Origin of the sequence: Roseofilum acuticapitatum BLCC-M154, assembly GCF_030068475.1 — a bacterium.
GTDB lineage: Bacteria > Cyanobacteriota > Cyanobacteriia > Cyanobacteriales > Desertifilaceae > Roseofilum > Roseofilum acuticapitatum.
This window is the reverse complement of record NZ_JAQOSP010000063.1, coordinates 15,478-29,419: the sequence shown is the minus strand read 5'-3', so window position 1 is coordinate 29,419 and position 13,942 is coordinate 15,478. Positions and strand designations below refer to the sequence as shown.

The 13,942-nt window shown below is 42.5% G+C and carries 11 protein-coding genes; 8 read left to right on the top strand and 3 right to left on the bottom strand.

Annotation, left to right across the window (positions count from 1 at the left end):
* Positions 1-362 precede the first annotated feature (362 nt).
* Genes PMG71_RS08785 through PMG71_RS08760 form a run of 6 tightly spaced genes read left to right on the top strand, consistent with a single transcriptional unit; the run spans position 363 to position 8,877 of the window.
* Positions 363-2,378 carry a hypothetical protein gene (locus tag PMG71_RS08785; protein ID WP_283753290.1) on the top strand — a complete coding sequence of 672 codons (2,016 nt, stop codon included), beginning with the start codon at positions 363-365 and terminating at the stop codon, positions 2,376-2,378.
* A gap of 20 nt (positions 2,379-2,398) precedes the next feature.
* Positions 2,399-2,521, top strand: coding sequence for a hypothetical protein (locus PMG71_RS08780; protein WP_283753289.1), 123 nt, complete (start codon positions 2,399-2,401; stop codon positions 2,519-2,521).
* Positions 2,518-3,891, top strand: coding sequence for an ABC transporter substrate-binding protein (locus PMG71_RS08775; protein WP_283753288.1), 1,374 nt, complete (start codon positions 2,518-2,520; stop codon positions 3,889-3,891). Before PMG71_RS08780 ends, PMG71_RS08775 begins: the two co-directional genes overlap by 4 nt.
* A gap of 54 nt (positions 3,892-3,945) precedes the next feature.
* Positions 3,946-7,122: an ATP-binding protein gene (locus tag PMG71_RS08770; RefSeq protein ID WP_283753287.1), complete on the top strand. Its 3,177-nt coding sequence runs from the start codon at positions 3,946-3,948 to the stop codon at positions 7,120-7,122.
* Complete coding sequence (locus tag PMG71_RS08765; RefSeq protein WP_283753286.1) at positions 7,094-8,497, top strand: adenylate/guanylate cyclase domain-containing protein; 1,404 nt, start codon at positions 7,094-7,096, stop codon at positions 8,495-8,497. The genes PMG71_RS08770 and PMG71_RS08765 overlap by 29 nt, the downstream gene beginning before the upstream one ends.
* Positions 8,498-8,499: 2 nt before the next feature.
* The gene (locus PMG71_RS08760; protein ID WP_283753285.1) at positions 8,500-8,877 is read left to right on the top strand and encodes a response regulator transcription factor; all 378 of its coding nucleotides are present in this window, start codon (positions 8,500-8,502) and stop codon (positions 8,875-8,877) included.
* A gap of 58 nt (positions 8,878-8,935) precedes the next feature.
* Here PMG71_RS08760 and PMG71_RS08755 read toward each other — a convergent pair whose 3' ends face one another.
* The 3 genes from PMG71_RS08755 to PMG71_RS08745 all read right to left on the bottom strand — a co-directional run bounded on the left by PMG71_RS08755 (position 8,936) and on the right by PMG71_RS08745 (position 11,001).
* Entirely contained in the window at positions 8,936-10,411 is a 1,476-nt protein-coding gene (locus PMG71_RS08755; protein WP_283753284.1) for a leucyl aminopeptidase, read from the bottom strand.
* A 153-nt stretch (positions 10,412-10,564) separates the two neighbouring features.
* Positions 10,565-10,783 carry a type II toxin-antitoxin system HicB family antitoxin gene (locus tag PMG71_RS08750; RefSeq protein ID WP_283753283.1) on the bottom strand — a complete coding sequence of 73 codons (219 nt, stop codon included), beginning with the start codon at positions 10,781-10,783 and terminating at the stop codon, positions 10,565-10,567.
* Positions 10,780-11,001, bottom strand: coding sequence for a type II toxin-antitoxin system HicA family toxin (locus PMG71_RS08745; RefSeq protein WP_283753282.1), 222 nt, complete (start codon positions 10,999-11,001; stop codon positions 10,780-10,782). Before PMG71_RS08745 ends, PMG71_RS08750 begins: the two co-directional genes overlap by 4 nt.
* A 178-nt stretch (positions 11,002-11,179) precedes the next feature.
* Between PMG71_RS08745 and PMG71_RS08740 the strand changes: the two genes are divergently transcribed.
* Together PMG71_RS08740 and PMG71_RS08735 are read left to right on the top strand one after the other, a co-directional pair.
* A complete protein-coding gene (locus tag PMG71_RS08740; RefSeq protein WP_283753281.1) occupies positions 11,180-13,423 on the top strand; it encodes a lytic transglycosylase domain-containing protein in 2,244 nt (747 codons plus the stop codon).
* 78 nt (positions 13,424-13,501) lie between these two features.
* Complete coding sequence (locus PMG71_RS08735) at positions 13,502-13,939, top strand: DUF29 domain-containing protein (protein WP_283753280.1); 438 nt, start codon at positions 13,502-13,504, stop codon at positions 13,937-13,939.
* The last annotated feature ends 3 nt before the right edge of the window (positions 13,940-13,942 follow it).

Here is a 13,942-nt window from a genome sequence, read left to right as displayed (position 1 = left end):
AAGTTCTGCATTCACAATACCACTCAAGAGATAGAAAACCCGGTTGGTTACTTCAATCAATTGTATGATATCAAGTCCGATTGTTCATGTCCGCGAAGCGGAAATACCATGATTAAAAACTTAGGGAGCGAGACGCTCCCACTCCAGCAATATCAAGAGATTAGAGGAGTGCGGGCATCTTGCCCGCTTCCTCACTTTTTATCCGGACTTGATATGATTAAAGAATAACATCAAATTGCAAACCCCTGGAGAGGGTGAGACTCTGTTGGATTAGCTGGTCTTCGCTATATCTTCTGTATAGACAAAAAAATATGTTTCCTGACTCATTCAAGTTATCATCCACAAATTCTTTAACATCTGCAATGCTAGAGTCTTCTAATTGTCTCTCACTCACGGTTCTTTTCCATCTCAATCTTGCTTTCTCATCCATCGAAATTAACCAGCGTCCTATCGTTTTAGAACAGTGCTATTGGCCGATCTTAAAACTAGCCTCTGAACTCAATATCCCTTTAGCAATTGAAGCGACTGGTTATACCCTAGAAGTAGCGGCTGAACTCGATCCTAAATGGCTGGATCAATTGCGGGATTTAATTGCTCAAGGCAAGTGTCAATTTATTGGCAGTGGATATGCACAAATCATTGGCCCAATTGTCCCATCAGAAGTTAATACAGCCAATCTCTATTGGGGGCATAAAGTCTATGAAAAATTATTAGGAATACATCCCAAAATCGCCTTAGTCAATGAACAAGCCTATTCTGCTAGTTTAGTCTCTCATTATTTAAAAGCAGGATATGAAGGGATAGTCATGGAATGGAATAATCCCTATCGATATCATAACGAATGGAATTCTGAATGGCGTTATTATCCCCAATATGCTTGTGGGCAAAACGGAGAAAAAATCCCAGTTATTTGGAATAATTCAATTGCTTTTCAAAAATTCCAACACTATATTTATGGAGAATTAGATCGAGATGAATATATCAATGAGTATATCAAAAGTCACCTCGGTCAAAAGGGTAGATCATTCATGTTATATGGTAATGATGCAGAAGTTTTTAATTTTCGTCCGGGTAGATACGGAACAGAAACCCGACTTGAATCAGATGAATGGCAAAGAATCTATGATTTATTGAAAAATTTACAAGAAGAGAGTCAATTTAAGTTTATTTCCATAACCGATGTATTAGAGAATTTATCATCCCCTTTTGCTGGTCATAATCTGTCATTAGAGTCTTCAGAAGATCCCATTCCAGTGAAGAAACAACGCAAATATAATGTAACTCGCTGGGCAGTTACAGGTACAGATTTAGAGATTAATAGCCAATGTTGGTCTATTTATAAAACGCTCAAACAGCAGGTCAGTTATGTCGATCCCCTTTGGCAGGAGTTATGCTACTTATGGGGGAGTGATTTTCGCACTCATATTACCCCTAAACGCTTTACCGAACATCAAGAACAGTTAAGATCCCTAGCCAATAGATTAGGAGTAGTTTTTGCTCATCCTAGATTGCAAACTGGAAATCCTGATATATCCCTACCCCCTCAGTTAAAGACAGAGCGCTTAAATCAGTGGTTAACGTTAGAAACCGAGAAAATTAAAATCCGGCTTAATTGCGATCGCGGCCTATATATCGATCGATTATGGTTTAAGGAAGTCTCACCTCGCTGGTTATGCGGTAGTTTACGCCATGGATATTATGATGATATTGATTGGGTGGATCATCATTTTTGTGGTCATTTAGTCTTTCAGCCTCCGGGAAGTCCCTGCATTGATGATTTACAACAGGTCGATCCCGTGATACAGTTCGATCCAGATGAGGGAAAAGTTTGGGTTACTGGCCGAGTAAATACTCCTTTAGGTTCAATTCAGAAACAAGTCGGGATTGGGATCGATGTTGCTCAAGTCGATTTAGGATATGAATTGAATTTTCCTGAAAATATTATGGGTTACTTACGCTGTGGATATGTGCTTTTAAATCCCCAGGCATTTGACTTAAAAACTTTGTTTTTTGCTACTCATAATGGCGGAGAATATCTAGAAAAATTTCCTTTGAATGATAAATCTTTCGATCACCATAAATCTGTGTCTGCAATGGTGTCTTCTATGTGTGGGCTAGGAGTAACGGAGGGAAGAGTTATTTTAGGCGATTGTTACCACCAGATTGAGATTACAATAGATAAGGCAGAAGCCGCATTATTAGGGATGGTCAAGGCTCAACTGATTGGCAATAGTTATTTTCTCCAACTGGGTTTTTCAGCTAGAGAAGTGGATGAAACGGCAAAACAAGATTTATTTGATATTATTGATCCTCAAAAAAGTTTATCGGTTTATCGCTTATCAATTACAGCCCAAGCCCAATCCTCAATTTTAGGGTAGACTGAGTATAAATAATATCCATGATTCTCCATAAGCTGGAAATTAGTTATGGAGAGACGATCGACCATTTTAAAGAGAGCATGATAGGCTATGATGGCATCAATCTTGCCTATGCATCAGTAGTGTTGGATATCAAATTATGAAACGGCGGCAGTTTACAAATTTATCTCTCTTTTTACTAGGTCTGACTTTGGCTAACTGTGGGCAAAGGCAGGATTCTGAGACGACCATTACAAGTAGTGGTAGTGATAGTGTTCGGATTTGGTGGAGTCAAGGATTTTATCCAGAGGAAACGGAGGCTATTCGTCGCTTAGTGCAACGATGGGAGGAAGATAGTGGGTTACCGGTGGAACTGACTCTTTATAGTGAAGGAGATATTCTTCAAGAGGCTGAACGGGCGATCGCGGCGGGTAGTCCTCCTGATATTTTGTATAGTCATGATGCAGATTTAACATTTATTCCTCAACTCGCTTGGAAGAATCAGTTAGCTGATGTTTCTGATGTGATTGAAGTGGCCGAATCTTTATATACTCCGACCGTTTTGAATGCCGTTAAATATTTAAATCAAACAACGGGAGAACGGAGTTATTATTCTGTACCCATCACGCAGACTACCAATCATATCCATTATTGGCAACCCTTGCTCGCTTCCATTGGTGCAGGAGACGAAGAAATTCCTCAAGATTGGGAGCGATTTTGGCAGTTTTGGGAATCAGCACAAGCTCCCATACGGAATCAAGGACAAGGTGATTTTTATAGTATGGGGTTACCCATGTCTCCTTCAGCCTCAGATACCTTTTTTGTGTTTGAGCAGTTTTTGGCCGCTTTTGATGTTGAAGTTATCAATCTAGCGGGAGAATTACAACTCGACAGTCCCCAGGTGCGTGAAGGCATTGCCAAAAGCCTAGATGCTTATACCCGGTTTTATAAGCAACAGTATGTTCCTCCTGAAGCAACTAACTGGGGAAATGCAGATAATAATGTAGCCTTTTTGAGTCGCTCGACTTTGATGACAATTAATCCTACCTTGTCGATTCCTGGCTCACAACGACAAGATAAAGTGACTTATGAGGAGCAACTGCTGACTGCTGCTTGGCCGAATAAGCCGAATGGCGATCCAATGACCTCCATGGTATCTATTAAGCAAGTTGTAATTTTTGAGTCTTCTAAGTACAAAGATGAAGCGAAGAAGTTTTTATCTTATTTGATCGAGCCGGAAAATCTGAAACTCTATATTCAAGGGTCTCAAGGACGGTTTTTCCCCGTTATGCCTCAATTATTGGAAGATCCATTTTGGCAAAATTCCAGCGATCCCCATATTTCAAAGGCTTATCAACAGTTTTATCAGATTCGTCCCTTTGCACAAGCCTTGAATCCAGCTTATAGTGAGGTGCAAAACCAAAATGTTTGGGGGAAAGTAATTGCTGAGATGGTGAGTAAAGATTTGTCAGCTCAAGAGGCTACGGATCGGGCGATCGCAGCGATGAAAGCCATTTTTCAGGATTGGCAGTAACTTTCCTAGTACATTAGGGTACATTCAATCCTAAGTTTCTTTGAGGCAAGTCTTATGCTCAAGTTTCTCCAAAAAAGTCTCCTATCTCAGTTAGTGACCTCTTTTTCGCTCTTGTCCTTAGTCACAGTTAGCTTGGTGGCGATCGCCGCTTATGTGAGGGCAAGGGATTCTTTGAGAGACTCAGTATACAATCGCTTGCAAGTGGCTACTTCTCTCAAAGAATATCAACTGGATGATTGGGTAAAAACCCAGTATCAAGATGTACTATTACTGGCTAAATCTCCGATTATTCTCAGTCAAGGACAATATTTACTCCGTTCAACGTCTGAAGCTTCTATCCTCACCACCGATTCAGATCCCAAGGATGTTGTTATTGCCCAAGAGCAGTTAAAAAAGTTGGGGTATTATCAAGGCGCGATCGACGGTATTTATGGCACGAGCATGGAAGCTGCGATCGCCCAGTTTCAGACGGATCAAAACCTAGATCCGAATACTCCCTTAACCTTAAAAACGCTAAATACCTTAATTGCCTATAAAAGGATCTCTCAAGAATTGGCAGAATTTTCCCACGTCAAACCCAGTTTACAAGAAATTTCTCTGCTAACGACAGGAGGTATTGTCGCCTTATCCACCAATAAAACTAAAGAGAAAACTTATCAGCCATTAGGGACAACTACCACCTATTTTACTGAAGATCAATCTACAACAGTAGTGCCTACTTTTTATACGTCTGCAATCACTCGAAAATCAGCCATTACTTTTGCGACTCCTATCCTGGATGAATCCGGCCAACGTCTCGGAGTCTTGGCAGTCGATCTGGATCTACAAGGGATTGATGATATTATTCGTGAAAGAACTGGCTTAGGTGAAACGGGTGAAACCTATCTAATTGGGCGTTTAGGAAATCGCCATGTTTTTATTTCTCAGCAAGGAACTGAACTAGAAAAACAGGAGAGTGGGAACTCGGAGAATCCAGATAAATTGACAGAAGTCAATAGCTTTGGAATTCAACAAGCTACTGAAGGAATTGATGGGTTAGGACTTTATAGAAATTATCAAGGCACTCCCGTAATTGGCGCTTATGTTTGGATGGCAAACCAAAATTTAGCCCTATTAGCAGAAATGAGTCAAGCGGAAGCATTTGCTCCTGCCCAAAGACTGTTGAAGGAAATTTTGCAAATTGGTTTAAGTGCAGCTTTATTTTTACTGATTATTATTTATCTAATTTCTCGTCGCATCACTCAACCTATCCTGGGAATTACAGAAACTGCAATTCAGGTCAGTGGTGGAAATTTACAATCTCAAGCTCCTGTGCTAACTGAGGATGAAATTGGGACTTTAGCACAAGCCTTTAATCAGATGATTACTCAGCTTCAAGAATCGAAAAGTGATTTAGAAAATCAAGTCGCATCAGCCACCCAATCCCTACAAGATACCTTGGCTAATTTAACCGCAATTATTGATAATATTGCTGATGGATTATTAGTCACAGATCCAGAAGGAATGATTGCTCAAACCAACCAAGCTTTGTTTAAGTTATTTGGATTAGATACGGGTGATTTAGTTAATAGAAAAAGTGAGGATTTTTTCGGAGATAATTTTGCTAAATTGGGGCTAAAAGTAAAAGAAAATCCAGAAAAAATATTTGACTTAGAAATTGATTTACCAGAAAATCGGGTTGGCAAAATTGTTGCTACTGGTGTATCTAAAAAAGACCTAGACTTAGGAACAAAATTTCTAGGTTGTGTTTTTTTAGTCCGGGATATTACGGCAGATAAAGAAGTAGATCGGATGAAAACCGAGTTTATTTCGACGGTTTCTCATGAACTGCGAACCCCTTTAACTTCGGTATTAGGGTTTGCAAAACTGATTAAGAAAAAACTAGAAGAAGTGCTTTTACCTAGGGTTGATATCACGGATAAGAAGGTGGAACGAGCGGTTAGTCAAGTCAGTGATAATTTAGATATTATTGTCTCTGAAGGATTCCGTTTAACGGCTTTAATTAATGATGTTTTAGATTTAGCCAAGATGGAAGCTGGTAAAGTAGATTGGAAAGATCAACCCGTGGCGATCGCTCAAGTGATTGAACGAGCTACGGTAGCAACCACTTCATTATTTAATCAGAGTCAAGTTGAATTAGCGGTTGAACTTGACAATAATTTACCGGTGATTCGTGGTGATGAAGATAAGTTAATGCAGGTGGTGATTAATTTAATTTCTAATGCGGTTAAGTTTACCGATCGAGGAAGAGTGACTTGTCAAGCCCAAAAACAAGGTGAAACAGTAGTGGTGAAAGTCATTGATACAGGAATTGGGATTGAAGAGGAGGATTTGCCGAAAGTTTTTGAGAAGTTTAAGCAAGTAGGGGATACGATGATTAATAAACCGAAAGGTACTGGTCTAGGATTACCTATTTGTAAGGAAATTATTGAACATCATGGGGGCCATATTTGGGTAGAAAGTGAGATAGGTGTGGGGAGTACATTTGCTTTTTGGTTACCGATATCAGAAAGCTATGGTGATATGGGATGGAATCAGTTAGTGCAAAAATTAACTGATTATCAACAGGATAATCAGGTTAATGGGGAGCAAAAACAACGAGTAATTTTGGTGGTTGATGATGATGCCAATCTTCGGGAGTTACTGAGGCAACATTTAGATGTAGAAGGGTATGAAGTACGACAGGCGGAAAATGGAAAAGAGGCGATCGCCCAAATTAAACAGGAAAAACCCGATTTAGTGGTTTTAGATGTAATGATGCCAGAGTTGAATGGGTTTGATGTCGCTGCTATTCTCAAGAACGATCCAGAAACGATGCAGATTCCTATTCTGATGATTTCAGGTGACGATCGCTCCGAAAGAGGTTATCGTATTGGTGTGGATCATTATCTCACCAAACCGATAAGCTCAGAACAATTTTTACAAAGGGTGCAGACGCTACTGGATCAAAAATACTCATCTAAACGAGTTTTGGTTTTCGATCAACAATCTTCAAACGCGCAAAACTTAGCGGAATTTCTCCAGGCTCAAGGATATCAAATGAAAACTATGAATACGGAGGATGCCCTATTTTCAGCTAATCCTGATTTGGTCATTACCAATGTGAATATGTCTAATAGTTCTAGATTAGTCAAAACCTTAAGCTTTCAAAAAGGTAACGATCAGATCATTGTTTTATTATTAGAGAATCCCCCTATGCAGAATGAAACTAACACTGAAATCATTAATTAACAAATCGATTACTAAAACCTTGATTCAAGAGTGGCTTGATTTATTTCCAGGAAAGATAGGCATTTTTGATCGACAGAGAAGTTTATTGATGGGTCATACCGCTCCTTTTTTCCCTCAAGAATATCCGATTAAAGCCGAGGGGGAGGTTATCGGATGGGTGCTTGGAGATCGGGGAAGTTCTGCCCTATCAAGTTTGTTGAATTATTTGGCGAATCAGACGCTTTCTCAAAAAGCATTGGTGAATGAAACTCTAGAAAGATATAAAGAAATTAATTTATTATATCGGATTTCTGAGGAGATGAGTGCTTGTTTAGATATGAGAGTGATTGCCGAACTGGTACTCAAAGAAGCACGAGATATTATTGAATCTACCCAGGGTGAAGTCTTATTAGTCGATCCTGAACATCAAAGATTTAAAACTCTGGCAAAATTTGGTGATTCTCCTTCACGAGATTTAGCGATAGATGATGGCATTATGGGTTATGTCTTATCTACGGGAGTGGCTGAAGTGATTAATGATGTAGAAAATGATGCTCGGTTAACTCCAATTGATCGCTTCAATCGAGCCTTGATTTGTTGTCCTCTCAAAAGTAGGCATGAGGCTTTTGGGGTGATTTGGATTGGTCATTCTGAACCGATTCATTATCGAGCCGCAGACTTAAAGTTACTCACTGCTTTAGTGTCTCAAACCGCTAATGCTATGGAAAATGCTCGGTTGCATAACTATCAGTTACAAGAGGAAAGAATTAAAAGTAATTTAGAGCGGTATATGTCTCCTCAGTTGGTACAAGCGATTATTGATAATAAAGAAGAAAGCTTGCTGAAAACGGGGAAGAAAGATCTGGTTATACTCTTTTCAGATATCCGTGATTTTACTGCTCAGTGTGAAATGCTGGAACCGGAAACTATGGTGGAATATTTGAATATTTATTTTACTCACATGGTGGATGTGATTTTTAGCTATGGGGGCACGGTGAATAAGTTTGTGGGAGATATGATTGTCTGTATGTTTGGCGCACCTGCTCCGTTAGAAGAGAGTGAAAAGAAAGCGATTCAAACGGCGATCGCCATGCAACAGTGTTTACAATCTATACCGGTTCCTTGGATTCGCGACAACTTCAAAACTGGTATCGGTATTAGCTCTGGTGAGGTTGTCGTGGGCAATATTGGCGCTCGTCAGCATGTGGATTATACGGCGATTGGGGATAAAGTGAATACGGCATCGCGGTTGCAGGCGATCGCCAAAGGAGGGCAAATCTTAGTCGATCGCACCATCTACGATCGCACGGTTGACCACTTTAATTTCAAGGAGGTAGGATTAGTGAACGTTAAAGGCAAAGCTCAAACTGTGGAAATCTTTGAGGTTTTATATTAGTGATGGCGAAAAAAGTTTTAATTGTCGATGATGAAACTCATATCAGAATTCTCCTAGAGCAAACCCTAGAGGAACTAGAAGATAAAGGAGTCGAGCTGTTATCGGCTGGAGATGGAGAAACTGCTCTGGGTTTGATCCAGGAACAACAGCCAGATTTAGTCTTTTTAGATGTGATGATGCCCAAAATGAATGGGTTTGATGTGTGTTATCACGTGAAAAAGAAACTAAATTTGAAGGGAATGTATATTATCATGTTAACGGCAAAAGGTCAAGAGTTTGATAAGAAAAAAGGCGAAGAAGTCGGGGCGAATTTATATATGACCAAGCCGTTCGATCCCGATGATTTGTTAGAAAAAGCAATGGAAATTTTAGGACTATAGTGCTTTTCAATCAGTCATCAACATTAGGGATTGGAAAAACCAACCCCTAAACTTCACGTTAACTCAACACCCAATTCACCAAAGAGCGAACGGGGAAACCGGTTGCACCGGCACTATGATAACGGTCATCTTTATCTGTCCAAACGGGGGCAGCAATATCTAAATGCATCCAAGGGGTTTCCTTGATAAATTGCTTCAGAAATAGGGCGGCAGAAATGGAACCGCCAGCCCTTGCACCGGTGTTTTTCATGTCAGCAACGACAGATTTCATGCTGTCAAAATAGCTCTCTTCTAGGGGCATCCGCCAAAACTGTTCTCCAGCCAGTTCGGAGGCACTCATAAAGTCGGCGGCTAGGGTGTCATCGGCTGTCCATAACCCGGCGATTTTATTGCCCAAAGCGACGACACAAGCGCCGGTTAAGGTTGCCAAATCGACGATCGCCTCTACACCCAATTTTTCGGCAAACACGAGCGCATCGGCTAAGGTGAGACGGCCTTCAGCATCCGTATTGTTGACCTCAATGGTTTTACCATTGGAGGCTTTGAGGATATCCCCCGGATGCATGGCATGGCCGCTAATCATATTTTCGGTAGCGGCGGAGATAAAATGAACTTCGACATCAGGTTTAAGTTGGGCGATCGCCTTTGCCGCACCTAATGTGGCTCCTGCACCCCCCATGTCAGTTTTCATCATCTCGATGCTACTTCCTGCACCCGCTTTAATATTCAAGCCACCAGAGTCAAAGGTTAACCCCTTACCCACAATCGCCAACTTGCGGCGCGGTGTTCCTTGGGGTTTGTAGGTGAGATGGATAAACTGGGGAGGCAAATCGGAGGCTTTAGCTACGCCCAAAAATGCCCCCATTCCCAGCTCTTCGCATTCTTTTTGCCCTAAAACTTCGACTTCTAAGCCATAGTCCGAGGCGATCGCCTTTGCCGTCTCTGCCAACGTAATCGGGGTCACTTCATTGGCGGGAGCGGCCACTAATTCCCGCGCTAAAATCACCCCAGAACAGATGATCTTCGCTTTCTCTAGAGCTGCTTCCGTACCACCTAACCCTAACAGTGCCACACTTTGTAACTCTGGGGGTTTCTCTTCGGGTTCCGACTTAAAGCGAGTATCTTGATGTAAGCCTAACTCAATCCCTTCGGCGATCGCCTGAGCCGTCAAGGAGCGATCGTCATTCAACAACGGAAAACTAATCCCCAAAGTTTGGCAACGTTCCTTTTGCGCCAACTTTGCCGCCGATGATCCCCCTTGACGCAGAGTCTCTGCATTCAGTTTTTCCGCTTTTCCTAAGCCCACCAAAATCAGCTTACGGATCGGGTATTTCTTCCCTAACCGAGTAAATACTGTGCTACCGTCTTTACCCTTAAATTCCGTATCTTCAATGAACTCAGCCAGAGCGCCGTCTAGCTTTTCATCCAGTTGTGCCAAATCTGCACTCAGTTCCACTGCATCCTGAAAAAATCCCAGGGCAAGAGCATCCCCCGTCCAATCTAACCGTGGCGTATCTGTAGGTTGAAATTCCATCGTTATTAAGATAAAGTGTACCGTTTCCTTTGATCAGTATAGTGCCCTTCGCGCTGGTCATGGGCAATAGGTCAAGGGTTTGTTTCCTTCCATCTTTCTCTAGCCTGGACTAATACTGGGGGATTCATCTTTAAGGTAGCGATCGCCTCAGATTTAAGCAGCAACTGAACTGGGACTTGGAGGCGTTAAACCCTCTTCTTGGCAATACTCAAGATAACCAGCGATCGCTTCTTGTGCATTGGCGATCGCTTCTTCATAACTCCGTCCATAAGAACAAGGTTGCATGGCTAATTCAGCAAACTCTGGTAGAGTTACTAGATAAAGTTTATCCTCTTCCGACCATTGGATGAGTAAAGTATACCGGTAATTCATTCTTCTATTTCCTCCCTTTCTATCGCTTCTAACTGTTGAATCGCTTTCTTTAACAATTTTTCTAAATATAAGGGTGTATCTTGACCATCCCTAAAAGCAATCGTAATTAATAGCTGTAGTTGTGGATGTTTCCAGTTTTCATGGCTCCCCTTACCACGGCGTTGCACAAATCCTAATGCAATTAACTCAGCCTTATACTCTCTAATTTTTCTCGGCATAGTTATCTTGCCTAATTGACATAACTTTCACTATTGAATGTGTCACTGCTCAGGGTAGCCCTCAAGAATTAATATAGCATTTTCAAGGGAGAGAGAATGAGATCGCCAGGATGAGAATTTACCATTAAGATCAAAATCATAACCTGCTGTGTAGGTAAAGGTGTGCTTCCTGAAACCTATGCCCCGGTTCTATTCGTCTCCTAACCCGATCGCTATTTCTACCCCAATCATGTCTAACGCTAAATCCCGTCTTGCTGTTATATTCTCGATCGCCGGAGTCAGTTTAGGGGCAATTGTCGGAGGCTTAATCCTTCATCAAACCCATATGGATCGCCAGATTGCTGATGAACTGCGCTCTTGGTTTCCGGAAAATAACCCCCAAAAATCAGGACTCCAGCTCACCTCTAAGCCCATGCAACAATCCCAGATTTCCCAGTTGGTGCAACTTTCAGTCACAGAGCGCCAACCCTATTTGGAAGCGTTGAGTCAACAGGTTGACGATCCAGAATACCCTCGCGCTCGCTATCTGTTGGCGATGGATCAATTAGCCCAAAATCAACCCCAGGAGGCGATCGCCACTTTAGCCAATTTAGAAACCCGCTACCCTCTACTGGCGGCTCATATTATTGCTCAACGCGCCCAAGCTTATGCTCAGTTAGGCGACAATACGAAAGCAGCAGCCACTTGGCAACAGCTTTTAACCACCCATCCCAATCATCCCGTAGCGGCTGAGGCGCTCTATGAGTTAGGGAAAACCAATCCTCAACTCTGGCAAGAGGCGATCGCCAAATTTCCTGCCCATCCCCGCAGCGTAGAAATTGCGGCAAATCAGCTCAAAACCAATCCCAATTCCTTACCCCTGTTGCGCTTACTGGCTCAATATGCCCACTACAAACCCGACTATACCGACATTCTCGATCGCCTAACCCAAACCCACAGCGCCCAACTCACCCCAGAAGATTGGGAAATCATCGCCTTTGGCTATTGGGAAAAAATCACCTATGGTAAAGCCGGGGCAGCCTATGCCAAAGCGCCCCCCACAGCGAAAAACAGATATCGAGCCGGTAGGGGGTTGCAACTCGGCGGCAAAACCCAAGAGGCGATCGCCGCCTATAAACTCCTCTATAATACTTATCCCAATGATCGAGAAACCGCCCAAGGCTTAATCCATCTCTCTCGCTTAGTCGATCTCCAACCCGCCCAGGATTACCTCAATATCGTCATTGCCCAGTTTCCCCACAAAGCCCCCGAAGCCCTGATCGAACAAAGCAAAGTATTAGACGCGCTCAAAAGTTCCGAGTCGGCAAAACAAGCGCGACAGTCCGTTTTAACCCAATACAGCAAGTCAGAAGAAGCCGCCAAACTCCGATGGCAACAAGCCGAAGATGCTGCCGACAACGGCAACCTCCTGCAAGCTTGGAGAGTTGCCCAAGAAATCACTGTCGAAAATCCTGATACGGAGTACGCTCCCGAAGCCGCCTTCTGGGTGGGCAAATGGGCGCAAAAACTCGGTAGAGAACGGGATGCCAAAGCCGCCTATGAATATGTCTTACAGCGCTATCCTGAATCCTACTATGCCTGGCGATCGGCCCTCATGCTCGGCTGGAACGTTGGCGACTTTACCACCGTTCGCTATCTCCAAGCCGACGTAGAATACAGCGCCCCTCGTCCCCTCTTACCCGCCGGTTCCGAAACCCTCAAAGAACTCCATCAACTCGGACAAGATCGAGACGCTTGGGCACTCTGGCAAGTAGAATTTACCAACCCCATGGAACCCACCGTAGCCCAACAGTTTACCGATGGCATTATGCGCCTACAAATCGGCGATTATATAGACGGAATTTTCATGCTTGATAGCCTCGCCTGGCGAGACGATCCCGAAGAGCAAAAACAATATCAAATGCTTCGTCAACAACTCGCCTATTGGCAAGCACTCTATCCTTTTCCTTATCTAGAACCCATTCAAAGTTGGTCAAAAGATCGACAACTCAATCCCCTGTTAGTCACTGCTCTAATGCGCCAAGAATCCCGGTTTATGCCCCAAATTAAATCCGTTGTCGGCGCGACGGGCTTAATGCAAGTCATGCCCGAAACTGCCGAATGGATCGCGGGACAAATCAACTTAGCAAGTTATGAGTTAGATAATCCCAATGATAATATTAAACTCGGAACTTGGTACTTAAACTATACCCACAGCGAGTATAACAATAACTCTTTATTAGCTGTAGCCAGTTACAATGCCGGGCCGGGAAATGTGGCCGATTGGTTGAACCGGTTCGGGTTCCGAGATCCCGATGATTTTGTCGAAAAAATTCCCTTTCCGGAAACCTATGGCTATGTCAAATCCGTTTTTGGAAATTACTGGAATTATCTACGCTTGTATAATCCTGAAATCGCCCAAAAAATGGCGGAGGTTAACTAAAGTAGAGAGTTTCAATAAGCTTCGTTAAATTCGTTCTGTTACCCTAGATAAAATATGAATGATAAATTGAAAAATTCGATGACAACATCTTTATATGAACAAGATTTTGTTCTCTGGACTAAAGAACAATCTCGTTATCTTGGTAACCGCGATTTAGAGGCAATAGATTGGGACAATATTCAAGAGGAACTTTTAGCCTGGGGACGCAGTGAACGGCAGCAACTAGAAAATCGCTTAGAAGTTTTGCTCGAACATCTACTTAAGCGATGTTATGTTGATAGCACTTATGACAATCGCGGATGGGAGCTAACCATTAAAGAGCAGCGTAAACAGATCCGGCGTTTGTTGCGTAGCTCACCGAGTCTCAAAACTTATTTTACCGAGATTTTCTCAGAAATCTGGGAAGATGCGCGATCGGATGTTGAAGATATTTACCCGAAGATCGATTTTCCTGAAGTTTGTCCGTTCCCAGAAGATTTAGAGGTTTTGCTAACGGAAAAATTTTGGCATTCATAGCTT

What these genes read in the sequence shown, in the direction of transcription:
- PMG71_RS08785 (WP_283753290.1), top strand. Translation starts at nt 363, where the DNA reads ATGCTAGAGTCTTCTAATTGTCTCTCACTCACGGTTCTTTTCCATCTC.
- PMG71_RS08780 (WP_283753289.1), top strand. Translation starts at nt 2,399, where the DNA reads ATGATTCTCCATAAGCTGGAAATTAGTTATGGAGAGACGATCGACCAT.
- PMG71_RS08775 (WP_283753288.1), top strand. Translation starts at nt 2,518, where the DNA reads ATGAAACGGCGGCAGTTTACAAATTTATCTCTCTTTTTACTAGGTCTG.
- PMG71_RS08770 (WP_283753287.1), top strand. Translation starts at nt 3,946, where the DNA reads ATGCTCAAGTTTCTCCAAAAAAGTCTCCTATCTCAGTTAGTGACCTCT.
- PMG71_RS08765 (WP_283753286.1), top strand. Translation starts at nt 7,094, where the DNA reads ATGAAACTAACACTGAAATCATTAATTAACAAATCGATTACTAAAACC.
- PMG71_RS08760 (WP_283753285.1), top strand. Translation starts at nt 8,500, where the DNA reads ATGGCGAAAAAAGTTTTAATTGTCGATGATGAAACTCATATCAGAATT.
- PMG71_RS08755 (WP_283753284.1), bottom strand. Translation starts at nt 10,411, where the DNA reads ATGGAATTTCAACCTACAGATACGCCACGGTTAGATTGGACGGGGGAT.
- PMG71_RS08750 (WP_283753283.1), bottom strand. Translation starts at nt 10,783, where the DNA reads ATGAATTACCGGTATACTTTACTCATCCAATGGTCGGAAGAGGATAAA.
- PMG71_RS08745 (WP_283753282.1), bottom strand. Translation starts at nt 11,001, where the DNA reads ATGCCGAGAAAAATTAGAGAGTATAAGGCTGAGTTAATTGCATTAGGA.
- PMG71_RS08740 (WP_283753281.1), top strand. Translation starts at nt 11,180, where the DNA reads ATGCCCCGGTTCTATTCGTCTCCTAACCCGATCGCTATTTCTACCCCA.
- PMG71_RS08735 (WP_283753280.1), top strand. Translation starts at nt 13,502, where the DNA reads ATGACAACATCTTTATATGAACAAGATTTTGTTCTCTGGACTAAAGAA.